Annotated in this window: 29 protein-coding genes and 1 pseudogene; 4 read left to right on the top strand and 26 right to left on the bottom strand. The window is 43.2% G+C overall.

Translation table 11 applies throughout. From position 1 onward, the window contains the following. Positions 1 to 17: 17 nt before the first annotated feature. Positions 18 to 980: a helix-turn-helix transcriptional regulator gene (locus V1498_RS08610; protein ID WP_409298257.1), complete on the bottom strand. Its 963-nt coding sequence runs from the start codon at positions 978 to 980 to the stop codon at positions 18 to 20. A 34-nt stretch (positions 981 to 1014) separates the two neighbouring features. On the opposite strand from V1498_RS08610, the pseudogene V1498_RS08605 reads away from it, so the two are divergent. After that, a pseudogene (locus tag V1498_RS08605) lies at positions 1015 to 1526 on the top strand (Tn3 family transposase); the annotation flags it as partial. Between the two features lie 77 nt (positions 1527 to 1603). Here V1498_RS08605 and V1498_RS08600 read toward each other — a convergent pair. The 13 genes from V1498_RS08600 to V1498_RS08540 all read right to left on the bottom strand — a co-directional run bounded on the left by V1498_RS08600 (position 1604) and on the right by V1498_RS08540 (position 12149). Then, positions 1604 to 2533: a CobW family GTP-binding protein gene (locus V1498_RS08600; RefSeq protein WP_409298255.1), complete on the bottom strand. Its 930-nt coding sequence runs from the start codon at positions 2531 to 2533 to the stop codon at positions 1604 to 1606. Between the two features lie 760 nt (positions 2534 to 3293). Continuing rightward, complete coding sequence (locus V1498_RS08595; protein ID WP_409299224.1) at positions 3294 to 4793, bottom strand: S41 family peptidase; 1500 nt, start codon at positions 4791 to 4793, stop codon at positions 3294 to 3296. A 99-nt stretch (positions 4794 to 4892) separates the two neighbouring features. After that, positions 4893 to 5696: a D-alanyl-D-alanine carboxypeptidase family protein gene (locus V1498_RS08590; protein ID WP_409298253.1), complete on the bottom strand. Its 804-nt coding sequence runs from the start codon at positions 5694 to 5696 to the stop codon at positions 4893 to 4895. Positions 5697 to 5835: 139 nt separating this feature from the next. Then, positions 5836 to 6540, bottom strand: coding sequence for a purine-nucleoside phosphorylase (gene deoD / locus V1498_RS08585; protein ID WP_409298252.1), 705 nt, complete (start codon positions 6538 to 6540; stop codon positions 5836 to 5838). Positions 6541 to 6690: 150 nt separating this feature from the next. Continuing rightward, positions 6691 to 7002, bottom strand: a complete 312-nt coding sequence (locus V1498_RS08580; protein WP_409298250.1) for a hypothetical protein — start codon at positions 7000 to 7002, stop codon at positions 6691 to 6693. Between the two features lie 158 nt (positions 7003 to 7160). Further along, a protein-coding gene (locus V1498_RS08575) for an IS3 family transposase (protein ID WP_409293798.1) occupies positions 7161 to 8323 on the bottom strand; the annotation gives its coding sequence in 2 pieces (ribosomal slippage) (positions 7161 to 8047 and positions 8047 to 8323; 1164 coding nt in all). A 109-nt stretch (positions 8324 to 8432) separates the two neighbouring features. Continuing rightward, on the bottom strand, positions 8433 to 9203 hold the full coding sequence (locus tag V1498_RS08570; RefSeq protein ID WP_409298249.1) for a sporulation protein: 771 nt from the start codon (positions 9201 to 9203) through the stop codon (positions 8433 to 8435). Then, positions 9190 to 10011 carry a serine/threonine protein kinase gene (locus V1498_RS08565; RefSeq protein ID WP_409298247.1) on the bottom strand — a complete coding sequence of 274 codons (822 nt, stop codon included), beginning with the start codon at positions 10009 to 10011 and terminating at the stop codon, positions 9190 to 9192. The genes V1498_RS08570 and V1498_RS08565 overlap by 14 nt, the downstream gene beginning before the upstream one ends. Before the next feature lie 6 nt (positions 10012 to 10017). Next, on the bottom strand, positions 10018 to 10200 hold the full coding sequence (locus tag V1498_RS08560) for a hypothetical protein (protein ID WP_409298245.1): 183 nt from the start codon (positions 10198 to 10200) through the stop codon (positions 10018 to 10020). A gap of 151 nt (positions 10201 to 10351) precedes the next feature. Continuing rightward, complete coding sequence (locus V1498_RS08555; RefSeq protein WP_409298244.1) at positions 10352 to 10522, bottom strand: YozD family protein; 171 nt, start codon at positions 10520 to 10522, stop codon at positions 10352 to 10354. Positions 10523 to 10615: 93 nt separating this feature from the next. Further along, entirely contained in the window at positions 10616 to 11314 is a 699-nt protein-coding gene (locus tag V1498_RS08550) for a hypothetical protein (RefSeq protein ID WP_409298243.1), read from the bottom strand. Between the two features lie 271 nt (positions 11315 to 11585). Next, on the bottom strand, positions 11586 to 11807 hold the full coding sequence (locus V1498_RS08545; protein WP_409298241.1) for a YozE family protein: 222 nt from the start codon (positions 11805 to 11807) through the stop codon (positions 11586 to 11588). Positions 11808 to 12086: 279 nt separating this feature from the next. Then, a complete protein-coding gene (locus tag V1498_RS08540; protein WP_409299223.1) occupies positions 12087 to 12149 on the bottom strand; it encodes a YjcZ family sporulation protein in 63 nt (20 codons plus the stop codon). A gap of 306 nt (positions 12150 to 12455) precedes the next feature. Between V1498_RS08540 and V1498_RS08535 the strand changes: the two genes are divergently transcribed. Beyond that, the gene (locus V1498_RS08535) at positions 12456 to 13550 is read left to right on the top strand and encodes a GDSL-type esterase/lipase family protein (protein ID WP_409298239.1); all 1095 of its coding nucleotides are present in this window, start codon (positions 12456 to 12458) and stop codon (positions 13548 to 13550) included. A gap of 31 nt (positions 13551 to 13581) precedes the next feature. Here the strand turns inward: V1498_RS08535 and V1498_RS08530 are convergent, their stop codons facing one another. The 4 genes from V1498_RS08530 to rsgA form a co-directional block, all read right to left on the bottom strand. Further along, the gene (locus V1498_RS08530; RefSeq protein WP_409298238.1) at positions 13582 to 14085 is read right to left on the bottom strand and encodes a PTS glucose transporter subunit IIA; all 504 of its coding nucleotides are present in this window, start codon (positions 14083 to 14085) and stop codon (positions 13582 to 13584) included. Positions 14086 to 14115: 30 nt separating this feature from the next. Continuing rightward, positions 14116 to 14553 (bottom strand): peptide-methionine (R)-S-oxide reductase MsrB, encoded by a 438-nt coding sequence (gene msrB, locus V1498_RS08525; RefSeq protein ID WP_409298236.1) that lies wholly within the window; start codon positions 14551 to 14553, stop codon positions 14116 to 14118. Further along, positions 14550 to 15077, bottom strand: a complete 528-nt coding sequence (msrA, locus tag V1498_RS08520) for a peptide-methionine (S)-S-oxide reductase MsrA (protein WP_409298234.1) — start codon at positions 15075 to 15077, stop codon at positions 14550 to 14552. The genes msrB and msrA overlap by 4 nt, the downstream gene beginning before the upstream one ends. Positions 15078 to 15240: 163 nt before the next feature. Continuing rightward, positions 15241 to 16239 (bottom strand): ribosome small subunit-dependent GTPase A, encoded by a 999-nt coding sequence (gene rsgA, locus V1498_RS08515; RefSeq protein WP_409298233.1) that lies wholly within the window; start codon positions 16237 to 16239, stop codon positions 15241 to 15243. 361 nt (positions 16240 to 16600) lie between these two features. Here rsgA and V1498_RS08510 point away from each other — a divergent pair, with 361 nt between their 5' ends. Next, positions 16601 to 17350, top strand: a complete 750-nt coding sequence (locus V1498_RS08510; RefSeq protein ID WP_409298232.1) for a DUF4397 domain-containing protein — start codon at positions 16601 to 16603, stop codon at positions 17348 to 17350. A 44-nt stretch (positions 17351 to 17394) separates the two neighbouring features. Here the strand turns inward: V1498_RS08510 and V1498_RS08505 are convergent, their stop codons facing one another. From V1498_RS08505 to V1498_RS08495, 3 genes are all read right to left on the bottom strand, one after another. Further along, positions 17395 to 17976, bottom strand: a complete 582-nt coding sequence (locus V1498_RS08505) for a YpmS family protein (RefSeq protein WP_409298231.1) — start codon at positions 17974 to 17976, stop codon at positions 17395 to 17397. Between the two features lie 20 nt (positions 17977 to 17996). After that, the gene (locus tag V1498_RS08500; RefSeq protein WP_409298229.1) at positions 17997 to 18818 is read right to left on the bottom strand and encodes an SGNH/GDSL hydrolase family protein; all 822 of its coding nucleotides are present in this window, start codon (positions 18816 to 18818) and stop codon (positions 17997 to 17999) included. A 298-nt stretch (positions 18819 to 19116) separates the two neighbouring features. Continuing rightward, entirely contained in the window at positions 19117 to 19704 is a 588-nt protein-coding gene (locus V1498_RS08495; RefSeq protein WP_409298228.1) for an SCO family protein, read from the bottom strand. 290 nt (positions 19705 to 19994) lie between these two features. Between V1498_RS08495 and V1498_RS08490 the strand changes: the two genes are divergently transcribed. Further along, positions 19995 to 20360, top strand: coding sequence for a PCYCGC motif-containing (lipo)protein (locus V1498_RS08490; RefSeq protein ID WP_409298227.1), 366 nt, complete (start codon positions 19995 to 19997; stop codon positions 20358 to 20360). 29 nt (positions 20361 to 20389) lie between these two features. Here V1498_RS08490 and V1498_RS08485 read toward each other — a convergent pair whose 3' ends face one another. From V1498_RS08485 to ilvA, 5 genes are all read right to left on the bottom strand, one after another. Then, the gene (locus tag V1498_RS08485) at positions 20390 to 21232 is read right to left on the bottom strand and encodes a DegV family protein (RefSeq protein WP_409298225.1); all 843 of its coding nucleotides are present in this window, start codon (positions 21230 to 21232) and stop codon (positions 20390 to 20392) included. Positions 21233 to 21370: 138 nt separating this feature from the next. Beyond that, the gene (locus V1498_RS08480; protein WP_409288794.1) at positions 21371 to 21619 is read right to left on the bottom strand and encodes a DUF2535 family protein; all 249 of its coding nucleotides are present in this window, start codon (positions 21617 to 21619) and stop codon (positions 21371 to 21373) included. 104 nt (positions 21620 to 21723) lie between these two features. Next, positions 21724 to 22470, bottom strand: coding sequence for a twin-arginine translocase subunit TatC (gene tatC / locus V1498_RS08475; RefSeq protein ID WP_409298223.1), 747 nt, complete (start codon positions 22468 to 22470; stop codon positions 21724 to 21726). Positions 22471 to 22585: 115 nt separating this feature from the next. Further along, complete coding sequence (locus V1498_RS08470; RefSeq protein ID WP_409298221.1) at positions 22586 to 22777, bottom strand: twin-arginine translocase TatA/TatE family subunit; 192 nt, start codon at positions 22775 to 22777, stop codon at positions 22586 to 22588. Positions 22778 to 22883: 106 nt separating this feature from the next. After that, positions 22884 to 24152 (bottom strand): threonine ammonia-lyase IlvA, encoded by a 1269-nt coding sequence (gene ilvA, locus V1498_RS08465; RefSeq protein ID WP_409298219.1) that lies wholly within the window; start codon positions 24150 to 24152, stop codon positions 22884 to 22886. Positions 24153 to 24155: the final 3 nt, after the last annotated feature.

Raw genomic sequence — 24155 nt, 5'->3', positions numbered from 1 at the left:
TAACGTCAGGGAAGTTATCATTCTTGATGAAATTTTATTAATTCCGACAGGACTTCAATAAGTCTTTTCTTAAGACTTACTGGCTCAATAACTTTAATAGATTTATTGTACGGTAAAAGTAAATAAGGTACATATGTATGTAATATTTCTTTTTCAAGAAGAAAAACTGCTTGATTTGAAGTCCGTTCTTGTAAATAATGTCCTAAAAACCAATGTTGGCAAATATCAGCCAATACACCTTTATCCCCATTAATAACCAAAGAAATAATCCCTTCCTTATCTTCTAAAGTTGGAAGGAGATTTTTTATAAAAAATTCACGTGCTGAAAAATTTTCTGGCTGGTTATACTTATTTTCGGTTAGGTTTAGACTTTCAATTCGATCTACTCTAAAACTACGGGTATCATTCCTAAGATGACAAAATCCAATCACATACCACTTATTATTCCAATAGATAATTTTGTACGGATCGACCAATCTATAATGTAATTGCTCTTCGCCACTTTTATGGTAAAGAAGTTTTACTGAATACTCTTCAGCTACTGCCTGCTCCAACTCCTTCAAAAAAGGTTTCATAGAGAGTGAACTAAAGCTACTTATCACTTCAAGACTAGTTAAATGTTGGTTTATCTTTGTTTCCTGCTCTTGATTTGCGTATTTACTTAGTTTTGAAATGGCCCTATTCAGTGCTTCACCTCCATAATATCCGGCTTCTTCTGCAAAAACAGCAGCGTGAAATAGTGAAGTTTGCTCCTCAAAATCAAAAAAAAGAGGAGCTTCAATAAAATTGTTCAATAAAGTGTATCCACCGTTATGTCCTGGTTCTGAAATTATAGGTACGCCACTTGTTGAAATTGTATCAATATAACGATATACAGTCCTTATATTCATCTCTAACTTTTCTGAAATTTGTTTTGCAGTAATTTTTTGACCTGAACGAAGCATCCATAAAATTGCTAACATATTGTCAATTTTAGGCATAAATTTCCACCTCTATATGAAATGAATTTTCTATACAAAAGTCATTGAAGAAAATAATGGGGATATTTGGCGATCAGCCCATTCATTAAGAGAAGGAACAGTCCCGCATCCCTTATTATGGGGAAAATTAAGTTTTTATTCTAGACAAAACAGCATAGCTACAACCTCACGCGAAATAGGGAGACAAGAAAAAACAATTTTTATTCTTAGTTACATTTCGGATGAATAAGAAGAAAAATACAAAGAGGATTGAATAAAGGTGAAGCCTTGAATGGACTGGCAAGAAATATTTTCTTCGGAAAACAAGGAGAGCTTGGGGAACGAAGCATACATTATCAGCTTCAAAGGGCTGGCCATCAGTATTTGGAATACTCTGCATCTAACAAAAGCTGTTGAATATCAAAAGCGGACAGGTAGTTTAATGAAGATTTATTGCAATATATGTCACCTTTAGGCTGGGAACATATTAATTTGCTAGAAGAATACCATTTTAATACGGAGAAAATGATCTCATTAGATTTTTTAAGACCACTTAAACTTTCTTAACGTTGTCAATCAATAACGGGAGAATCGTCAGGAAAATAGGCTTAGCGTTGCAATTCCTCGTTTTCCTGACGGTACCCCTATTCCCCCTGTTTTTCTGTCTCTATCTGCAGCAGGCTTTCCTTTATTTCGTCAGCCTTAATATTTTCTCCTATGATCACCAGCTTCAGCGGCATATTCATTTCCTGTGGCATATATAGAGGAGTTCCATAAGAATACTGGAAAAGAACCGGTTTGGAACTGCTTGACAGCTTGATAAATCCCTTCATGCGATACACCGTCTCAGGGAGGCTCCTGATCCAATCTTCGAAAAGACTCTGCTTTATCTCCCCCCTAAATTCATGCAGGACCGCCTGAAGCTTCAATTGCCGTACTACATCTGCGGCCTTATGTTCTTTCTTCCTGGTAAGCCTTAAGGAATAAATCTGTTCAATGGGGATGCGGGCATGTTCCGTCATCAGGATTCTGCCACCCTCATTCAGGGCTTGTATCTTGTAGACCTGCCCGGCAGCCTCTGCTTCGCTGACGAGATCAATTTTATTGAGAATGATTAAGTCAGCATGATGTACCTGCTCCATGATCAGCTGCCTTATTTGTGGAGAAAAAGTTTCTATATCCCTCCATCTGAGCAGGTCTACCACAGTAATAATTCCTTTATACATCAATTTATCGGCAAATAGGGGTGACATAATTCCATCCAATACTTCGACAGGATGTGCTGCCCCGGTTGTTTCTATATAAATGGCATCAAGCTCTTCTCCCTGGAGCAGTTCATGTATCTGGACTTCCAGCTTATCCTGGAGCGTACAGCAGATGCAGCCATCATAAAGTTCCTTTAAGGGAATTCCTTCTTCAATGAAATAAGAATCAAGAGATACTTTGCCAAGTTCATTCATAAGCACGGCAATCTTTCTTCCCGTTTTCCTTTCTTCTTTGATTATATGGCCTAAAAGAGTTGTCTTACCGCTCCCTAAAAAGCCGCCTAATATGTATATTTCCGTTTGGCCCATACTTTCCCTCCACCTTTCTTTTGTTGAACGCCTGTTTAAGCATATATTGTGGCTGTTGAATAAAAAAGTGGATTTCCGCTGCAGGCACTCCACATGTGCGGGGCGGGCGGTGAGCCTCCTCGGCTTTACCTGCGGGGTCTCATCTCTCCCGCTGCTCCCAGGAAGGCGGAGAACGGTGCTTTTCAAACTGAATCAATGGATGCAGAATGAAGACGGAAATCTTATATAACTCATTCACTTTTTGAAAAGCAGCGACCTGATAAAGAAGACTTGCTGATTGGCGAGCGCTAGCGAAGACAGAAGCTTAGTCGCACTTATGCGTTAGCGAAAGAAGACTTGCTGATTGGCGAGCGCTAGCGAAGACAGAAGCTTAGTCGCACTTATGCGTTAGCGAAAGAAGACTTGCTGATTGGCGAGCGCTTGCTGCGACAGAAGCTTAGTCGCACTTATGCGTTAGCGAAAGAAGACTTGCTGATTGGCGAGCGCTTGCTGTGACAGAAGCTTAGTCGCACTTATGCAAAAGCCTTGCATAAGACAAGTCAGCTAGGGGAAGTGCTCTGTCTTTCCCTGGCTGGCTTGGCTTATGACCCGAGGGTCGAAAGCCTCGAAGCTAGATCAGGAGTCACGCACCTGAAGCGTAAATCCAATTGCTAAATAAATTAATCTCCTCACATACCTCTTTAAAAACAACAATCCTCTAGAAAACGCCTATTGAATAAAGGGGCAGTTCCCGCTGGCGGGTTCCTGCCCCTTCTTTCTTTTACTTAATCTGTTTTTTCAGGGTTTGTACAGCCTTGTCCAGCTGCACGTCATGCTTTTGAATTTTATCCCTGATTTTGTTCATCAGCGCAACTGTTGTATCTCCTTGTATCTGACCGTTCTGCGCAAGCTTCTCATCTTTTTGGAATTCTTTGACAGCTTCCAGAAGTTCTTTATCAAAGTATCCGTCTATTGTTCCAGGGTTATAGCCCAGGGCTTGGAGCATCTGTTCACCAGCCTTGATATCAGCGGAGGAAATTCCCTGCTTCAGGGTTTTCTCCGGTGATATGAATGGCAGGCTGGCATAAGCAGGGAGCTTCGCCTCCACATCAGGCGCAATCCCTTTCTTATGGATCCAGTTACCGTCAGGTGTCAGCCACTTCGCCATGGTGTATTTTACATTGGAGCCGTCCTGGAATTTTTGTGTAGTCTGGACGGTTCCCTTTCCGAATGTTTTCACTCCCACAAGCGGGATGTCTGCAGATTCCTTCAATGCAGCGGCCACTATTTCAGACGCACTGGCACTCCCTTCATCGACAAGAACTGCCACAGGAAATTCCGGTTTTCCGCTGGTATTCTCAGAACGAGCCACTTCTTTTCTGCCCGTCTTGCTCTCTACCTGAAAGACAACCTCATCTTTCGGCACAAAGAGGCTTGCTATTTTCATGGCCTGATCCAGCAGTCCTCCAGGGTTTTGGCGAAGGTCAAGGACCATCCCCTTCATCCCTTGATTCTGCATATCCTTCATCGCTTTTTCAAGCTCCGCTCCTGTCCGCTCTGAAAAGCTGGTAACCTGGATCCTGGCAATTTTATCAGGCAGCATCTTGGCATATACAGTTTCAATTGGAATCGTATCCCTGACGATTGTTACCTTTATAGGTTCCTGTACCCCCTCACGCTGTATGACCAGGTTAACCTTAGTCCCCTTCTTTCCGCGGATAAGAAGGACAGCTTCATTGGCGCTCATTCCCTCTAACTTCCTGCCATCCACACTTACTACTATGTCATGTGGTTTAAGGCCTGCTTTTTCAGCGGGAGACCCCTTAATCGGAGAAACGATGGCAATTTGATTATCCTTCTGCTGAACCTCTGCTCCTATCCCCTCAAAGCTCGAGGATATGCTTTCATTGAAGCTTTCAGCCTGTTTTTCATCCATATAATCAGTATATGGATCATCCAAAGAAGAAATCATGCCTTTTATGGCACCGTCAATCAGTTTTTCTTCCTTGACATCTGTGTAATATTTATTGTTAAGAGTATCATAAGCGGAATAGAGTTTGTCGAATTCCCTCCGGTCACGGCTTATCGGCTGCACCTGTTTTTCATCGCCAAAGGTAAGCACAAGAAGTGTGATTCCGGCAGATAAAAAAATCAAAAGAAATATCCCCATAATAAATGGGAATTTTTTTATGCGTATATATCTCCCGTCACCAGTGTTTTTATTTTCCTGTTCCACTTCTGTTCTGCCATCCTGCTGTTTTTCTTCGTCCAATACGTTCACCACTTTCAAAGACGTTAATATCGTTCGTGCCCCGTCCTTCAGGGAGGTTCCTGGTTAAAGGGCAGCCTTCGTTGTTTCTGTTTCTTATTTTAACAGGTTTTATATTTTTTTTCCCATTTTAAAGAATTCTTCCAGTGTATAATTCCTGTCATGGATGAGTGCTGCCGTTTCCCGTCCGACATACCTGAAGTGCCAGGGCTCATATTGATAGCCTGTCACGTGCTCCCTGCCCTTTGGATAGCGGAGTATGAAACCGAATTTAAAGGCGTTTTCCGTCAGCCATCTGCCTTCGGGAACAGATTCAAATCCTTCGGTCAGGAGTAGATCCGTGCTCTGGCTGGCAATGTCCATGGTGAGGCCTGTCTGATGTTCGCTTGTGCCTGGATAGGCTACAGACTGCCTTGCCTTCTCTCTTCCCACCTGGTCTATTTCTGTCTGGAACAGAAGTTCCTGCCGATTGAAGGATCGGTAGCCTGATACGGCATACAGCTCGATTCCGTCTGCATCCGCAGCCCGGAACATCTCTTCAAGCGCCTTTGCGGCCGGCTTTCTGAGAAAAGACTTTTCTTCATCAGATTCCCCGAAAGAGAATCTTACTTCCGGTTTTACTAGATCGCTTGGAGTGTAATCCCTTGGAAGGGTATACTCTTTGTTGACGAGGACAAGAATATTTTCAGCGTTTTGGATCACTTTTTTGCCGCCGGCTTCCTGTATTTCATTATAGGAAGAAGCAGGGATCGATGTTCTTTCATCCGTCTTTCCCTTCTCCTCATCCTTTTTATTCGGCGAGGAAGTTTCTTCCTGGCTCTTTTCATCTTTCTTTATGAATGGCAGATCGCCAGCACCGCACCCTCCTAGAAGAAGTGCTGAGGCTATCGATATACCCGCTAGCTGTTTTTTCATGTTAAAGGACACCTTTCGTAATCATTACTATCATTTTAACACTTAATTAAAAACTTAAAACCACCCCAGTGCTGTAAAAGGGCAGGAAACAAAAATATATCCCCGCCGGAATCGACAGGGATACACGAATATCAGCTTTTTATTTTATCGCAGCTTCAAGAGCAATTTCAATCATATCATTGAAAGTGGTCTGGCGTTCTTCTGCTGTTGTTTCTTCTCCAGTGATAATATGGTCGCTTACCGTCAGGACGGAAAGAGCCTTCCGGCCATATTTAGCAGCAAGAGTGTAAAGGGCTGCTGTTTCCATTTCGACGGCAAGGATATTGAACTTGGCAAATTTTTCGAACTGCGGATTCTCAGAGTAAAACAGGTCTGCCGTGAAAACATTTCCGGCTTTGATGGCAAGGCCCTTCTCTACGCCCTGATCATATGCATTCTTTAACAGATCAAAATCTGCTGTAGGGGCATAGTCAATGGATCCGCCAAAAATGGTCCGGTTGATTGTCGAATCAGTGGAGGCAGTCATCGCAAGGATAACATCCCTTACCTTTACATCCTTTTGGATGGCCCCGCATGTCCCTACTCTGATTAAATTCTGGACATTATAGCTCTGCATCAGTTCATTGATATAGATGGAGATAGAAGGAACACCCATTCCGGTCCCCTGCACTGATACTTTTTTTCCTTTATATGTGCCCGTATATCCGAACATATTACGAACTTCATTATATAACTTTGGATCTTCCAGAAAAGTTTCGGCTATATATTTAGCACGCAGAGGATCCCCAGGGAGCAGGACTGTTTCCGCTATTTCATTTTCCTTTGCACCGATATGTATACTCATTTGTAGTTTTCCTCCTATTAAAAGGTCTGACGTCTGATTTTGATTATACCATCTTCCGCTCGCTTGTAAAACGGTTACAGTATATTTTTCATGCTTACGCCTTTAACTATACACTTTTAATAGGAAAATAAGTAAACATAAGTCAAACTGCTAGCATACCAGGCTTGAACTGACCTCCACCCAGCCACCCGGCTGCAGGCGGTAATAATGCTTGCCCCGCTGGCCCTCATCAATAAGGAGAATATCGCCTGTGAATATATATCTCGCTTTGAAATCCTTAGGAACCCGGTCCAGAACATTGAACATACTAAATACCTTTTGGATAACATCCCTGTGGCAGCGGCCCCCGACTTTTAACTTATAAACCTGGCGGTATCCTTTTTTCTCCCCGGAAAACGGCGTCTGAAAAATAGTGATATGATACAATCTGCCCTGATTTTGAATAAGCTTAAGCCAATGCATATTTCTTTGCCCCTTTATCCTGAATTTGTTAATACACTATTAAATAAAACCATTGTCGAATCCTTCATCAAATTACCACTATTTTTGTCGCTGCCCCAAAACAAAACCCTTCCCGATGATTTGAACTGACCCTTCAATATGAGACTTGGAAAAAACACCTATGCTACCTGTTCCCTATATTCAAGAGGGGACAGGTAGTTTAATTTTTCCTGAATCCGTATATGGTTGTAACGATACATATATTGATTTACCAAATATACTACTTTAGAATTGGACATAGATGCTCTTGCTTGAGCGTTGAATCCTTCCGACTTTAGCGAGGAGTGAAAGGATTCGATTACGGCATTGTCATGGCAGTTTCCCTTTCGGGACATGCTTGTGGTAATGCCTTTTTCTTTGGCGAAATTCTGATAGGCATAAGAAGTATATACAGACCCCTGGTCGCTGTGAAGAATTAAGTTTTCGGGCTTACGCAGCTCCACAGCTTCCTTTAAGTTTTCCATCACCAAGCTGATATCCTGGGATGTACTTATTGTGTAAGAAATAATCTCATTATTGTATAAATCCATGATAGTCGATAAATACAACATCGTTGTACCATACGGCAGGTACGTGATGTCTGTTACCCATTTCTCGTCTGGTCGGCTTGATATAAAATTCCGGTTTAGGATATTCCCTACGACAATGTTACTCTCACCACTTATGTGCTTTTGCCGTTTTTTCTTAATTTGGCATTGAATATCGAACTTTTGCATGATTTTTTGAACTGTTTTTCGATTTACTTTAATCCTGTATTTCCTATCCAGTATAGATCTAATCTTACGATGGCCATAGTGATAGTGGTTTTCCTCGCACAATTTGATAACTAACTCCTCTAATGGAGTCAGGACAATAACCTTGTATTTCTTCTTCCATCTATAAAAGGTAGACTTAGGTATTCCTAATACCTTAAGAATATCAATAATTTGATAAACAGAGGATAGACTTTCGACTACTTGAATAATGATTTGGGGCTCCAACTCCTTTCGAGTTCCTGGTACTTTTTTAAAATATCTACTTGTACTTCAAGATGTTTGACCTTTCTTTTCAGTTGTTCAACCTCACTTAGTTCCTCAAGCCCCTTCCCATAACTGTATTGCTTTCCTACTTCTTGGGAAAACCGATAGGTTTGACCTGTCCTGTACCATTTCATCCACGTTTTAATCTGTGATTTATTTTTAATATTAAGGTGACTCATTATTTCACTGTTGCTCTTCCCTTCTTGCTTCATTTTGATTGCTTTCCATTTTATTTCTTCTGGATAATGAACTCTTGTGCCCAAAGAAAAACACCCTCCTAGGAATCATATTTAATAAATACGATTCAGGGGGTGTTTTTTCCTTGTCTCATTTACGTGGGTCTCTTCAGATTAGCGGGAAGGGTTTTTATCATTATCCGTAACGTTCGATGATACGGTCGAGTGTCTCTTGCATCTTAGGGATATCCCGCCTGGAAACGGAAGACCGGACCATGGTTTCATCCATTTCCATCGCTTCAGCAAATAGGCCGGCAAGTCCCTTGGCCTTTCTGTCCACCTGTATCAGCAGATCGGCCGCATCTTGTCCTGATTTCAGGAAAGTTACTTCCAGTTCGTCCAGCCTGCCCTGATATTTTCCTGATACTGGCACAAATTCGAATTCCTGAAGAAACGGGTGGACTCCTTGATACTTGCGTGAACCTGCCTTGTTTTCAGCCTGCCTGAGCCTGAAACCCAGCTCGGTCAATCCAAGCAGGACCGAATGAACAAGGGGGCCAGGCTGGATCTGTAAATAATCTTCATCTGAAGGATCTACCGCGTTCTTAATGTCCAGCCCCGTTTCAATCCATACCTTTGTTTTTCCATATGTAAGCGGAACATCCTCCGGAAGGGTAAAAGTAAACGGGATGTTTTTCTTTTCTCCGGCACCAATTGTGAAAGCATCATTTAATCTATGCTTCAACATCACGGCTTTTTGGGTATATTTCTTATCATCCACTTCTTTTACATACTGTGTGCAGACGCTCAGGTAAATTTCGTCTATTCTCTGTTCGACCGACCCGCCTTTGATTTCGACAATGCCTGAGACCTTATCCCCGGGGATATAACGATCTGTTTCCAGCCGTGTATCCACCTCTGAATTGCCAATGCCGATGCTCGCCAATACTTTATTAAAAAACGCCATCTTCTTCCCTCCAAGTTTCTTTAATATGTATCTGTATTTCATCTAATGCTGTTCTGGCCGAAGGGTATTCCTCCTCAGCCAGAAGCAATTTTTTGATGATCATTCGTGATTTCTCTGTAACTTCCAATTCTTCTTCCCAGCTTTTCGATCCAAAAGTCCCGGATGGGGCGAAACCCGAATATAAAAGGAACAAAATAAAATGGCCCAATAAATACAAGTCACTCAAATGGTTCCTGTAATCCCTTGGATGCCCTTTTCTTTCCTCCTGTACCTGCAGGCTGCAGGCAAGCCCAAAATCGATGATGCTGATGCGCCCTTGATCTAAAAGAATGTTGGGCAGGCGGATATCTCTGTGAGAAATACCGCAGGTATGGAGGCAGACAATCAGTTCAAGCAATTCAGCGCCTAATTGGAAAGCTTCCTTTTCGGAAAATGCCATTCCATCCTCAAAAAGCAGCTCTTCAATCGTCCTGCCTGCTTTCCGCTCCATGATGAAATAAGGAATGCCATTTATACAGCCGCCTTCAATATGCTTAGGGAACGAAGGAGACTGAAGTTTCTTTAGCAATTCCTGCTCCTCCCGAAAGGCTTGAAGTACCGCTTTTTTTCCCCATTTCCGCTTACGCAGCCTTTTCAGGATAAATAAATTCTGTGTGGCTCTGTCCTGCACCAAATAAGCCTTTCCATAGCTTCCGATGCCGGCAGTACCCAAAACCCGCCAGGCACATCTGTTTTCCAATTCCTTCAGGAACCATCTTTCTGCAATATACTCAGGAAGCAAACCTTTAAACCGCTGATAGATACTCATATGATCTTAGCTGCTGCGGAAACTCCTGGAGCTTGTGAAAAAGCTGGAGTGTTTCTTTTTCTTATAATGCTTAGACCCATAGCCAAGCTCTTTCTTGTAAGAATGCTTGGACTTCCATTTATCGCTTGATGAAAAATGAGCGGTATGTTTCTTTCCTCCGAACAGGCTTTTTATGATTTTCCCCAGCATGAAGATCACTCCTTTATAGTCAACATACGTACATAAGAAGAACAAGTTTCATTTCTCAAATAAAAATAATTAAGAAGAGGCAGCTCCCCCGTTTTTTTGAAGGCAGGAACAGCCTCTTTACTATTTTCCCCAAAGGGTATCCGAACAGGAGCTACCCGTCAACATCTTCATCAATAATTGACTTTGCAATCAGATACTCAAAAGTAATGTCTGCGATCTCTTCCAATTCGTCCTGGGAAGGAACAAGCCCCCTCTTCACAAGTTCGCGAAAGAAGAATTCTGCGATTTCTTCCGTATCTATAAATACTTCAATCTCGCGCATCTGAATCGCCCCCTTAGTTAGATGTATGATGGCCTTTTTCCTTTCATTCCATCAAATTATACAAGCCTTCCCGGCTAAAATAGGAGGCGGTGCCTATTCATGGCGGTTATGCAGTTCTTTCGCTGCAGCCTTGATCTTATTCATGACCAGCTTCATTACATCATGATATTCTTCATCCCGGAAGGTCTCATACAAATCGTGATAATCATTATATAAATCGAGCAGGCTATCAATCAGCTGCTGCTTATCCTTCTTCCATTCTATCCACTCTTTTTCCGATTTCTTAGATTCTTTAGGTGCCTTCACCAGGTCCGGCTTACTCCCCTTTTTTGTTATCGGATGAAGAAATCCCAACTTTTGAAGGTAGGTATCCGCTGTTTCATTATCAGCTATAAGGAGCAGCTCGTCTTCCTGGGCTTCCAGCCATTCGCCGTCACTGATCTTTGAAAGCTCATAAATGACATCTTCCCAGGAATTCTCTTTGTATCTCCAGATTTCCGTCCTGAAGCCAATGACCTTGAACAGCTGGGTGCCATATCCTTCTACCTGTACAAGGTCCCCAAAGAAAAACTTATACACAATATCCACCTGTTCTGACTCAATTAAAATCTCTCCTTGATAATCTGTGATATGTTCGAGAGAGGATTCTAAATAAAGTCCTTCACTATGATTCACTTCATAAACATAGGCCTGGTCCATAAGCTTAAAGTCTGTTATTTTACCGACCGTTCCATATAAATTAATGACGACTGTATCCCCAATTTTGAATTTTGGTTTTTTGTTGTTAGCCATAAAGAGCCATCCTCTCAAGACAGTTCTTGGTTGATTAATTACCATATAGTATGCAGGCTGGCTTTGGTTCGTCATAGATTTGTAGAACTGGCAGGATTTTTGGACATGCAAAAAAGGCAGACCCTCGAATTAAAGGGAATGCCTTCTGCGTTTTATATCAGAGCTCAGCTGGCTGACTCCATATTTAACACATTGAACGATATTCTGCTGCACCTGTCCGTCCCTCATCAGCCCTTTTAGACTTCGCAGAACTGGTATCATATTAAGCACTTTACAGCTTTTCTTCCTGCACATAAATGTCCCATGCCCGGTCAAAAACAGTCATGCTCTCCAGGTAATGAACATTCAGCTCCAGATAACTGCTGATTTCATGATAATCACTGGACTGCTTGGGAAATCCGTGGTCATTATAGGCTGAATTTGCAAAGGCAGTCAATTCATCGGTATCCTTTGGCTGCCTGTACTTCATCAAGTGGTGGTAAAAAGATTTCATCTCGCATCCATTCTCCTCGCAGGCCGAATTAAAATCCGAAGATTATGTTTGAATTATAGCCCCTGATTCATCTGTATCATGCATTCCATTATAATCCTGACCACAATGGATTTAAAGTAAAAACTTTTGCTGAGGTGCAGCCTTCTTTCGTGAGGGATACTTTTATAACGGACTGCCACGGACAGAGACCGCTTCCTTCCCTATAAATTAAACAAAAAGCTGCCATCCAGGCAGCTCTTGGTTCGTTCACTGATTTTAATGTTCTTTATCTGCAGCCGATCAAACCCATCCGGTGAAAGAAGCTCCAATTATAATCAGTAAAATGAACAATACGACAATCAAGGCGAATCCTCCTGCAAAACCACCGCCATACCCATATCCGCCATGTCCATAACCGCATCCATAATACATGTATTTTCACTCCCATTCTGTCTTTTTTCTGTTTACACTCCTACCATATGTCTACGGGCGGATATCCGTATGTGCATATGCCTATTTTCACTTTTTTTACAAAATCCTCATTATGTTTCAAATACATTTCATTTTCTTTAAATTTTTCTTTAAATTCATTCATAATCAAGTTAAGATAATAGATATATTTGCTTTGTTCCTCTCGCTTTGTGGATTTAAAAATACGGAGGAAAAACGTTGAGGATAAAATACATCACTGCGATTACCATATCACTAGCAGCCATCATTATGTTCATTAGCAGCCCTGCATTCCTAAAGCCTTCATATGGCGAGGAAGATAAACTGTCTATTTACGAAAAAATGGAGCGGCAGGAGCCCGTCCATTATCTCGTGATAGGTGACAGCATCGGCAGGGGTTCTGGTGCTGAAACCTATAGCAGGCGCTGGTTTAAACAGCTTGAGAAGAAAGTCTATGAAGAACATGGATCAGAGATGACAGGCAGTTACCTAGTCCAGAGCGGAGCCACCTCATTAGAAGGTCTCTATAAGCTGCAATATCAGAAAGTCCAGGGTCCTATTGACCTGGCCTTTATTGTCTTCGGTGAAAACGACCGGAAATATATGAGTGCGGACAGCTTTGGGAGGCTGTATGAATCTGTCATAAGGAAAGTGAAAGTTCTTTACCCTTATGCTGAAATTGTGACCATTACTGAAAGCTGCCTTGAATTCCCGGAATTTGCCCGGAAAATAGACAATCTCTCAAAGCATTACCAGACAGCCCATATTGACATGCGGCCCGTCTTTTCAAACAGCGGCTACCGGGAATCCGAGCTGACCGCCGACGGCGTGCATCCCACCGGCAAAGGGTACCGGTTATATGCTGAAGCTATTAACCAGGCGCTGAATGCAAATCTTATAATGAAAAAACTGCCGGCCCGCTCTGCCGCTCCCCTCTATCCTGATTCTGATCTCATCCTTGCCAGCAGCACCAGCGAAATGAAGCAGAAGGGCTTCTATTTTTCAAATGGCTATTATACCGGCGCCGAAAAAGGCAGCACCCTGGAAACGAGCTTCACGGGCACACTTCTCGGCGTCAAAATGCTAAGAAGCCCGGACGGCGGGATTGTTGATGTCTATATAGATGGTAAACGGACCGCTTCTTTAAGCACCTGGTGGCCTTTTAAAAGGGACCGGATCATTTATATTGCTGACCATCTATCTCCAGGCAGGCATACCGTCAGCTTTAAAGCTACAGGTGAAAAATCCGCTGCTAATAAAACGGATGCCTCTGTCATACGCATCGGTTCCATCATTGAACAAGCACAAAAATAAAAAACCAGCCGCGGCTGGTTTTTATTTTGACTTATTTAGGATGAACGGTGAGAAAATGCGTCTCTCCGAGGACGGCTTTGGTTTCGACAGACTTTTCAAGACTGCCGAAATTATCCCCGTTCGTAATGATCACGGGGGTAACCGTGCTTTTCGCTTTTTCCTTTATTAAATCCAGATTAAAGGATATGAGCTTTTGGCCTTTTTTCACTCTGTCCCCTTGTGTTACAAAGGATTGAAAACCTTCCCCATTCATGGATACCGTTTCCAGCCCGATATGAATCAGGATCTCCGCGCCATTATCGGCCTTTAGCCCGACAGCATGTTTAGTAGGGAAAACCTGCAGTACTTCAGCATCCACTGGTGCTGCCACAACACCTTCTATAGGATTGATAGCTAGTCCGTCACCCATCATTTTTTCTGCGAACACTGGATCTGGAACCTGGTCTAATGGAACGATTTCACCTGTAGCAGGAGCTGCCAATTCAAGTGCTTTGTTACTAAGATTCTCTTTTTTGCCGAATAATTTTTTAAACATACTATCACCTTCCGCCTGACGGCCATTTTTTTACTTATCCTGGAATAATTTCTTATATTCCCCGTATCCTTCCTTATCAAGGTCTGCTGCCGGCACAAACCGGATGGCTGCGGAATTGATGCAATATCTGAGACCGGATGGCCCGGGACCATCGTCAAACACATGCCCTAGATGGGAATCTGCCGATTTGCTCCTCACTTCCGTTCTGATCATGCCGAATGTACGGTCTTCCAATTCCTCTACTTCTTCATCCTCCACTGGTTTGGTGAAGCTTGGCCATCCACAGGCAGAGTCGAATTTATCCTGGGATGAAAACAAAGGCTTTCCAGAAACGATATCCACATATATCCCCGGCTCTTTATGATTCCAATATTCATTCCGGAACGGCGGCTCTGTCCCATTATTCTGAGTGACTTCATATTGAATTGGAGTCAGCTTCCTTTTTAATTCATCCTTGTTAACGCTCATTTTTCGTCTCCTCCCCAATGCCTTTCTATGAAGGCTGCCCTTCCGGAACCTATCCGGTATGCGCCGTAATGTCCCGGCTCTTTTTTGTAATAGTCCTGATGATAGGTTTCAGCAGGATAGAATTCACTTGCTTTTAAAACTTTTGTTGCAATCGGGTGCGAAAATTTTCCGCTGTTCTCCAGCTTCCGCTTAGATTCCTCAGCAATCTCCCTTTGCTTTTCATTGTGATAAAAAATTACGGTTTGATAGGACTGCCCCCTGTCGCCAAACTGGCCGCCGGGATCGGTCGGGTCAATCTGCATCCAATAAACATCGAGCAGCTTTTCATAAGTGAAAATCTCCGGATCAAAGATAATCTGTACCGCTTCATAATGGCCGGTCGTTTCTGAACATACCTCCCGATAGGTTGGATTAGCTTTATGTCCGCCTGTATATCCAGAGGTGACCGACTCTATTCCGGGCTGAGTATCGAATGGTTTGACCATACACCAAAAACAGCCCCCTGCAAAAGTCGCCTTTTCCATTTCACGCACCTGCCTTCATATATTGATTCCCTCATTACCTTTTCCCTGAATTATATTTTTGAAGCTCATTTTGTATAAAGAGACCGCTGTACAGTACAGTTTACACTACTATATTTACAGAAACAAAAAAAACGGAGTGATTCAATAATCACTCCATCGGCAGTCAGCTTCCCCTGCCATTTTTGGCCCTTTTTTTATTCTTCTTTTTTTCTTCGGCCATCCTTGTCTTCAAAAGCTTTCTTTCAAGATATTCCTGTTCCTTTTGCAGTTTGAGGAAGCTGTTCAGGCGGCCTGCCTCAAGACGGCCTTCTTCTATGGCAGCCTTTACTGCGCATTGCGGCTCCGCCAGATGGCGGCAGTTCTGATAGAAGCAGCCGCCGGACAGCGCATCGATGTCACTGAATCCAGCCGAAAGGCCTTCGTCCGTGTCCCACAGTCCAAACTCCCTCATACCCGGAACATCAATAATATAAGAGCCATTTTCCAGCGCAAATAATTCCCTGTGTGTCGTAGCATGCCTGCCCTTATCATCGTCGTCCCGGATAGCCGCAGTCTTTTGTACAGCTCCGTTTAGCAGGGAGTTAATCAACGTGGACTTCCCTACTCCGGAAGAACCTGTAAAAACCCCGGTACTGCCTTTTGTCAAGAATTCAAAGACCGCCTGATGGCCCTTCCTTTGGAGGGCACTCATGATGATGACAGGTATTCCCGATGCCGCCTTTTCGAGCTCTTTCCGCTTGCTCTCGGCATCCGGACATAAATCCGCCTTATTGAGTATGATTACCGGCGAAGCGCCGCTTTCCCAAATCGATATTAAATACCTCTCCAGCCGCCTGACGTTGAAATCGAGGTTTAGCGAAAGGACGATAAATATATAATCCACGTTTACCGCAATGATCTGGCCGGCTGGCTCAGTGCCAGCTTTCTTTCGTGAGAACGTGCTCTTTCTCGGCAGGACCGCATGGATCGTCCCTTTTTCCTCCCCGGCTCTTTCCGTGAAGGCTACCCAGTCGCCTACAGCCGGAAGGGCACCCTGACTACCTGCATTGAACTTCATCCTGCCTGAAGGCTCGCAAATAAAAAGACCATTTTCTCCCGCAACTTTATAAAGATTCCTATATTCAGCTATGACTCTGCCGGCAATTGTGCTTCCGGTTTCCATCCGTTAAACTCCTGCCTTGCTTCGTCATGCATGCTATCTAAAATTGTATTCATTTTTTTCCCTCCGAATAAATAAAATAGCCATAGGCAATGGAGCCCATGGCTGATCATTTATCAGAAAAGGAAATCAATCAAAATGGGCATGGGCTGCCAGACAACAAGAAAATCGATTTGTTTTTGCTGATTGAATTTGTCATTATACATCCCGCCCCTTCTTATTCTTATAACTTACATATCTCATTATATCCTGAACTTGTGGAAAAAGATACTAATTTTAGACACGCACCCAGAAGAATCAGCATAAGTTATTGACGTGAGTACACGGAGACGTTTTTTCATTTTTTTAGAGAGGGGAGAAGGTCTTGGAAAAAAGAAGTTCAGAGGATTATTTCCAGAAGGCATCCAAATATGCCATGCTTGCCAAGTATTATGAATATACCAACCCGGAACTGCATGCCCACTATTACAGCAAGCACATCAGCAATCTGGAAAGAGCTATTATGGATGAGCGTTTGGAGGCTGAACGTCGCCAGACACCGGCCAGGGTAAGGATCATCCACGCTGCTCCCGATACAGGGGAAGTAGATATATATATTAATGGAATGAGGACACTTCGCAATGTCCCATATAAGCAGTCCAGTGATTACCTTCCCCTGCCGGCAGGCAAATATCAAATTGATATCTACCCGGCCGGCACGATGGTATCGACCGTCATCAGCAGGAAAGTCACAGTGGAGGGCGGACAATTTTATACCCTTACAGCAGCTGGGGCTGCGCCAAACCTGAAGCTTTTAACTGCTGTAGATAACCTGCAGCTTCCGGGGGGAGAGACGAAGGTCAGGTTTGCACATCTATCGCCGGATGCCCCCCCTGTTGACATAGCAGTAAAAAATGGAGATGTTATCTTCCCCAATGTTTCATTTAGAAAATTCACCGATTACATCACTTTGAGCCCGATGACATTTGACCTTGAGGTAAGGCTGGCCGGAACAAGCGATGTGGTGCTGGCTGTGCCCGGCGTAAGGCTTGATCCAAATATTCCATACACGATCCTTGCATTGGGATTTGCCAAAGGAACTCCTGAGCTGGAAGCCAAAATTGTCAATCCTTAAAAAAAGCGCTGGTTCCAGGCGGCAGCCTGTGATCCAGCGCTTTTTTATTTATCTTCAGGGAAGGAAAGCCTGAATGAAATCTTATCTTCCTTAAGGTCAAATCTTTGTGCCCTGACTTTAAAGCCGCTTTTCAGCTTCATATTCTGGAGAGACACATAAATCGTTTCATCCTGAGGCTGTATGATCACCCAATCCGGAGTCTTGTAACGAAAGTTTATAACATTGAGAACGTATGAAACTGGCAATTTCATCTTTCCAACAGAAATAGATTTCTGCTTCAGGAGCAAATCTCCATTTTTTAGTGCCTTAGGTTCAAAGGCGAGCTTGATCTCAAGATTTTTGCCAAAGGCAGGCATTTCACCATATAGTTCAACATCATCCTTCAGCAGCACTTCATAATCAATACCGCCGCTTAACTCTTTTTGTAAGTATTTGTTGATCAGGATATTTAAATCTTCTTTATTGGTATGGATATCGAAACCCACATTTTCCTTTTCAGGATACCTATCGAGCCCTTTAATGCTTTTGGCAGGCAGATTGGCCAAGATGATTAATGCCAGCAGCACAATCACATTAAAGCCAAGGAGGGCAAAAAACAGCACCTTCCACTTTTTCACTGTACTCATAGCTCCTCAATCCCTTTTTACTAGTTCTCTACCATCTTTTTTAACGTATGTTTCTCCATGGAATCATAAATACGATTTCCAATCTGTTCATAGCCCTTACTATTGGGATGAAAATAATCATCCTGAAACAGGAGTTCCTCACTCGGAATGGCAAATATATCATCTATCCTTACGAAATACGTGCTGTCAAATCGGGCTGCCGCAGACTCCCCTGTTTCATTCCAATCCTCAAGTATCCAGGTCAGCTCATCTACATCGGCGGTCCATTTATAAAAGGGATTATATAGACCCACAAGATACACATCAGCTGAATCATTGATCGATTTAACTTTTGCGAGCATCGCCAGCAGGCTGGTGCGGTATTTCTCCTGCGCCTCTTTGAAGTCATCGATATTGAGGTTCGTTATATTTTCCCTGAATACCTTCATGACATCATTACCGCCGATGGTGATAATGATAACATCCGCATCCTTCATAACCTCTTTTGTTCCGGTCTTATCGAGGCATGCGAGGAGCTGATCCGTCCGCTGTCCCTTGATCCCGAGGTTGACTAGCTTCGGGCGGATTCCGCCTTCATTTTCAAGCTGCAGCTTCAGGTAATTGAGATAGCCTCCTTTATTCAAGCTGTCTCCGACTCCCTTTGTGAGGGAATCACCTACAGTTACTATGTTTAAATTCCCTGCCTGGGCACCAATGCCGGCGGGTATATCCCTCTTTTGTTCTTCTGAGAATGGACCAGGTTCCTTAGGATGCTTTTTTAATTCAATTTTCCCGAGTCCATCGAGACTGCAGGAGCTCAAGAACAGCAGACAAAATATAAGATAGGCGATTTTCCTTATCATCCGATCACCCGCCTTTAATTATGTTTATTATTACACGAGAAGAAAGATTCAAACCTTTTAACCTATAAAAGGGACCGGTTAAAACAAAAAACAGGAAGTCGAACATCCTGTTTTTTCTGTAGAAAAAGGGCGGAGCTGCATGTATCATAAGGCTTTCTGCAGCTAGTTATGAACAAAATTTGTCGAGCTTGCATTCCTGCCTGCGCCTTACACCTCTCCACCGCCTTATTCTGTTCGTTCCTGCTCTTGTCCAGGTTCCATTCCATGCATGGGCTGCTGGTAGAAACCCATGTTTGTTTTATGACTCTTTAAGTATCTTGATATGCTCCATAATGTCATCAAGCGGAAAGTCTACATTTCCCTTATAGGTTTTTACAACTTCCCCTTCCTGGCTTACGAGGGCAAATTCTGTGCCATGGATCACTTGATCTCCGCCCGCTGGCTTTTTAACCAGCATATGAAAGCTGTCAGCTGAAAATTTTTCAATGAAGCTTTGCGAGTATCCTGTGAGAAAGCTCCAATTTCGGTAGTCCGCCCCGAACTTACTTCCGTATGTTTTCAAGGCACCTGGATTATCTGCACCGGGATCAATGCTGAAAGAGACGAGGTGTACGTCTTCATCCAGCTTTTCTTTTTTTAACTCCTGCTGGAGCTTTGACATATTTGCTGTCATGGGAGGACAAACCGTCGTGCAGTTAGTAAATATGAAATCCGCCACCCAGATTTTTCCATTCAATTCCTTTTCAGTGAAAGGTTCCCCGTCCTGGCTGACCGCCTTAAATGCCCTCACCGGGTAATCCAGTTCCCCGGGAATCCTGCTCTTTGAACAGGAAGCCAGCAGCACAATAACAAGGCATGCCATTACTGCTTTATTCCATTTCTTCATTCAAGCTCATCCTCATTTGTCTGTTTCTCCTATTATTTTAACAAAAGATCGGCATCCTAACTATACTTATCCCGGTTCTCTAGAATGTCTGTCCACTGAATATTTCAGCAAGATATTTATAAAGCTAATAAAAACAGCAGGAAAGGATTATTAAAATGATCAAAAGAACTTCAGCTTTCGTTACCGCATGCACGCTAGCGTGCGTCTTGTATGGCACCACCGCACAGGCTTACAACCCGCCCGGCCAAGTTAATCACTGTCATTTTCACCACAGCAATAGGGGAGGCGATTTGAAGGAGGAAACACAATCAAGAGATGTTCTTCCTGAATTTCTCAATGGAAAAGCTCCCCATATCAAAAAAATTTATGAGGAAGCGGCTCGCCACAAAAAACTATTGAGCTATATCCCCTGCTATTGCGGCTGTTATGAATCTGCCGGACACATGGATACCTATCAATGCTTTATCGCCAAGGAACTGCCAAACGGCCGCATCCTATGGGATGAACATGCAGCAAATTGCGGAATCTGCCTTGATACGGCACATACCGCCATTATGAACTTCAAAGAAGGAAAAACCATAAAAGAAGTCAGAAAGATCATAGATGAACGCTATAAAAAAGGATATAAAAAGCCGACTCCGACTCCGCTGCCCTAAAAGGCAGCCGTCTGAAGCCAGCCCTGTTTTCAATCAAAATAATACATAAGGGCAAAAGCACCTGCACCTGTATGTGTACTCACAATAGGGGTTGTAAAACAAAGGGAAACATCCTTGATTCCAGTTGCCCTGGAAATAGAGTCAATCACCTTCAGGGCAATCTCTTCTCCCCTGGCATGGGCGACTCCCACCCCTTTTATATGTCCGGAATTGAAATCCTCCGTAAATTGTCTGGTCAAAAACTTGACGACTTGTGACCCGCTCCTTGCTTTGGCAAGAGGCTGGAGCACCCCTTCCTCAAGCAGGGCGATAGGCTTGATGTTGAGCAATGAACCCAGGAAGGCATTGACTTTTCCGACCCTTCCGCCTTTGACAAGATTGTCAAGGGTATCCACCATAATATAGAGGCGGGTATGTTTCCGTATGTATTCAAGCCGTTCGAGAATTTCCTCCATCGATTTTCCCTGCTCAGCCATTTGTGCAGCCTCAACCACTTGAAAACCGAGACCTCTCGATATGTAATTCGAATCCCAGACAGTTACATCTTCTTCAGCCATTCCCGCTGCGCTTTCAGCGGACCTGACTGTGCCGCTGAGTCCTGCCGTCATATGTATGGATAAAATGCGGCTTCCATCTGCCCCGATTTTTTTATACGCTTCAAGAAATGCTCCTGCGGGTGGCTGTGAGCTTTTCGGCAGTTCCCTGGAATTTGCCATTTTATCAAGAAATACTTCAGGTGTTATGTCGACACCATCTACATAGGACTCGCCGTCTATCGAGATAGTCAGCGGTACCACTTCAATATTGTACTTTTTTAATACCTCCGCCGGGAGGTCTGAGGTTGAATCTGTCACAATTTTGATTTGACTCATTTAACATTCACATCCTGATCATTTACAATTCTCTATTATTATACCTTTACAAACAGAGTATTAAAACCTATATAACATGGATAAGCCTTTCTTTAAAGGAATTCCCCGCAAAAAAAAGAGAGCCGGCGAAGGGCTCTCTCAGGCATTATTTTTTAATTCATGTTTTTTGAATAACTTTTGATAAACAGGCCATTTTAATTCTTTTTTCAGGTGCTCCCTGAACGAATAACTTGCCGCCCTGCTTTCGGTATAAACGGTTTTAATGAAGCGCTCCAAGCGTGTTGATATCATGAAATGAAAGGTGCTATCTTCCTCCAATACTGGAATCTCAGTAATTTTTACCTTCTGCCCATTGTCATTTTTGAACTCCAGGCTTTTAAATAGCAAAGTATCAATCCTCTTTTTTCACCGTTTAACCATATTATACACGAAATCGGGGTGCTTTTCATGTCATATCCTGCCAAAAAATATTTAATTTATCATGTATAAGCTCATTCAGGTAATGTCTCTTCCAGCCCCGCGTCCCCCTGCTTTTTCAGTTTCCTTTTATACACCACTTTTGACAGCGTGATGCTCAGCTCATAGAGGAGCAGCAAAGGAATGGCCACAATGATATCTGAGGTCACTTCCGGAGGAGTTATGGAAATTGCAACGATTATAAGTACAAAATAAGCATATTTTCTGATTTTCGAAAGGACAAACGGGTTAATGATTCCAATCGAAGTCAAAAACATGATAACAACTGGAAGCTCAAACAGAATCCCGAATGGAAGCGTCATGTGAAGAAGGAATTTGAAATATTTATCCGCTGTATAGCTTTCAACCACCAAATCACCGGTTAAGCTCATTAGAAAATCAAGCACGGTTGGGAATATGACAAAATAACCAAAACAAAGTCCGGCCAGAAATAAAACAAAGAGTGCCGGAATGTAATTCAAGGTGATCCTCTGTTCTCTTGGAGTGAGGGCAGGCTTAACAAACAGCCATATCTGAAGTGCCAGCATAGGGATGGCAGCCGTCAGGGCAGCCACTCCTGCCAGGGACATATAAATCCATATCATATCGCTTGGCCCTAGGACCACTAATTTAAAATCTATATCCCTTACAAACCATTTATAGATATCCTTTACGTATATAAAAGCCACAATGAAAAATAGTAAAAATGAAACGGCTGAGATGATGATCCTCTTCCGCAGTTCTCCTAAATGTTCTGTCAGGTGCTGTTCCTTATCCTGCATGGTAATCGTCACGCCTTTCTATTGAAGCCGGCTATATGTAATCACACTAAAAAAGGTGCAAGATAGCCTGATCTCACACCCGCCTTCTTTTCATATACACACTTTTAGCACCTTATTATTTCCCGGGCTTAGGCTCTTCTTTCACTTCATCAACCACATCATTGGAAAGATCGCGTGCCGACTTCTTGAATTCTCTCAGCGTATCACCGAAAGCACGTCCAATTTCAGGCAGCTTTTTTGGCCCGAATATGATGAGAGCGAGCGTTACGATCAGGATTAATCCTGGAACCCCTATATTTGATAACACGGAAACATCCCCTTTACTTATACTGTCATTTGCCAAAGATGGAAAGACGTATCGAAAAATCTTCCTGCTTCCTTCATTGTAACTGAAACTCTATTTGTATTTCAATCTAAATCAGCAAGTTAAATAGATTGCTGTCTTTATTCACTTCCGTAAAAGGGAATGCTTTCTTTTCCATCCGCTCTACGAGACCAGGGTAGTCTTCCTTTTTCTTCAGTTCAATCCCTACAAGGGCTGGACCGCTCTCTTTATTGTTTTTCTTCGTATACTCAAACCGGGTAATATCATCATCAGCTCCAAGGACTTCATCAAGAAATTCTCTCAATGCACCAGCCCTTTGCGGGAAATTCACGATAAAATAATGCAGCAGGCCATCATAAAGGAGGGAGCGTTCTTTGATTTCCTGCATGCGGTCAATATCATTGTTGCCGCCGCTAATGATGCATACGACCGTCTTCCCTTTTATCTGCTCTTTGTATAGATCGAGTGCGGCAACAGAAAGGGCGCCAGCCGGCTCGGCAACAATGGCATGCTCATTATAAAGTTCAAGTATGGCGGAACATACCTTTCCTTCAGGAACTGCTGCAATATCATCCACGACCCCTTTTGCAATTTCATATGTATTATGGCCTACACATTTCACAGCAGCACCATCTACAAATTTGCTTATATGCGGCAGGGCCACTGGGCCTCCCTCCTCCATCGCAGCTTTCATGGAAGCGGCCCCCGCGGGTTCCACACCGATACATTTTACATCCGGGGAAATACTTTTTATGTAGGTTCCAACACCGGAAATGAGCCCTCCTCCGCCAATGCCCGCAAAGAGATAGTCGATGTCGTCTTCACAATCATTCATGATCTCTACAGCGACTGTCCCCTGGCCTGCAATGACCATCTCATCATCAAAGGGGTGGATAAAACTCCTGTTTTCTTTTTCCGCACATCTTACGGCCTCTTCGAATGCATCGTCAAATGTATCACCAGTTAAAATAATTTCAATTGCATCTCTTCCGAACATATTCACCTGGTTGACCTTCTGCCGCGGAGTGGTGGCCGGCATGAAGATTTTTCCGTTTATTCCAAGTTCCCTGCAGGCAAATGCTACGCCCTGCGCATGGTTGCCGGCACTGGCACAGACCACCCCATTCTCGACTTGTCCGGCCTTCAGTGATTTCATATGGTAAAAGGCACCGCGCAGCTTGAAGGAACGAATAAGCTGGAGATCCTCCCTTTTAAGGTAGACCTGACAGCCGTATTTTTCGGAAAGGCGTTCGTTACGCTGCAGGGGGGTATGGGAGACAATGTCTTTAAGATTCCGGTGAGCGATCAGGATGTCTTCCACATTGAGCGTTCTCCTCGTTTCAGCTGTCTGGTTCATTGT

This window comes from Paraperibacillus marinus, assembly GCF_046237605.1.
Classification (GTDB): domain Bacteria; phylum Bacillota; class Bacilli; order Bacillales; family DSM-1321; genus Paraperibacillus; species Paraperibacillus marinus.
The sequence above is the reverse complement of the archived record's forward strand: the minus strand, read 5'-3'. Positions and strand labels throughout refer to the sequence as shown.

What these genes read in the sequence shown, in the direction of transcription:
- V1498_RS08545 (WP_409298241.1), bottom strand. Translation starts at nt 11,807, where the DNA reads ATGAAATCTTTTTACCACCACTTGATGAAGTACAGGCAGCCAAAGGAT.
- V1498_RS08555 (WP_409298244.1), bottom strand. Translation starts at nt 10,522, where the DNA reads ATGCGCGAGATTGAAGTATTTATAGATACGGAAGAAATCGCAGAATTC.
- V1498_RS08565 (WP_409298247.1), bottom strand. Translation starts at nt 10,011, where the DNA reads ATGAGTATCTATCAGCGGTTTAAAGGTTTGCTTCCTGAGTATATTGCA.
- V1498_RS08530 (WP_409298238.1), bottom strand. Translation starts at nt 14,085, where the DNA reads ATGTTTAAAAAATTATTCGGCAAAAAAGAGAATCTTAGTAACAAAGCA.
- V1498_RS08550 (WP_409298243.1), bottom strand. Translation starts at nt 11,314, where the DNA reads ATGGCTAACAACAAAAAACCAAAATTCAAAATTGGGGATACAGTCGTC.
- rsgA (WP_409298233.1), bottom strand. Translation starts at nt 16,239, where the DNA reads ATGGAAACCGGAAGCACAATTGCCGGCAGAGTCATAGCTGAATATAGG.
- V1498_RS08485 (WP_409298225.1), bottom strand. Translation starts at nt 21,232, where the DNA reads ATGAGTCAAATCAAAATTGTGACAGATTCAACCTCAGACCTCCCGGCG.
- V1498_RS08495 (WP_409298228.1), bottom strand. Translation starts at nt 19,704, where the DNA reads ATGAAGAAATGGAATAAAGCAGTAATGGCATGCCTTGTTATTGTGCTG.
- V1498_RS08560 (WP_409298245.1), bottom strand. Translation starts at nt 10,200, where the DNA reads ATGCTGGGGAAAATCATAAAAAGCCTGTTCGGAGGAAAGAAACATACC.
- msrA (WP_409298234.1), bottom strand. Translation starts at nt 15,077, where the DNA reads ATGGAAAAGGCGACTTTTGCAGGGGGCTGTTTTTGGTGTATGGTCAAA.
- V1498_RS08600 (WP_409298255.1), bottom strand. Translation starts at nt 2,533, where the DNA reads ATGGGCCAAACGGAAATATACATATTAGGCGGCTTTTTAGGGAGCGGT.
- V1498_RS08610 (WP_409298257.1), bottom strand. Translation starts at nt 980, where the DNA reads ATGCCTAAAATTGACAATATGTTAGCAATTTTATGGATGCTTCGTTCA.
- V1498_RS08580 (WP_409298250.1), bottom strand. Translation starts at nt 7,002, where the DNA reads ATGCATTGGCTTAAGCTTATTCAAAATCAGGGCAGATTGTATCATATC.
- V1498_RS08500 (WP_409298229.1), bottom strand. Translation starts at nt 18,818, where the DNA reads ATGATAAGGAAAATCGCCTATCTTATATTTTGTCTGCTGTTCTTGAGC.
- V1498_RS08505 (WP_409298231.1), bottom strand. Translation starts at nt 17,976, where the DNA reads ATGAGTACAGTGAAAAAGTGGAAGGTGCTGTTTTTTGCCCTCCTTGGC.
- V1498_RS08570 (WP_409298249.1), bottom strand. Translation starts at nt 9,203, where the DNA reads ATGGCGTTTTTTAATAAAGTATTGGCGAGCATCGGCATTGGCAATTCA.
- deoD (WP_409298252.1), bottom strand. Translation starts at nt 6,540, where the DNA reads ATGAGTATACATATCGGTGCAAAGGAAAATGAAATAGCGGAAACAGTC.
- ilvA (WP_409298219.1), bottom strand. Translation starts at nt 24,152, where the DNA reads ATGAACCAGACAGCTGAAACGAGGAGAACGCTCAATGTGGAAGACATC.
- tatC (WP_409298223.1), bottom strand. Translation starts at nt 22,470, where the DNA reads ATGCAGGATAAGGAACAGCACCTGACAGAACATTTAGGAGAACTGCGG.
- V1498_RS08590 (WP_409298253.1), bottom strand. Translation starts at nt 5,696, where the DNA reads ATGAAAAAACAGCTAGCGGGTATATCGATAGCCTCAGCACTTCTTCTA.
- msrB (WP_409298236.1), bottom strand. Translation starts at nt 14,553, where the DNA reads ATGAGCGTTAACAAGGATGAATTAAAAAGGAAGCTGACTCCAATTCAA.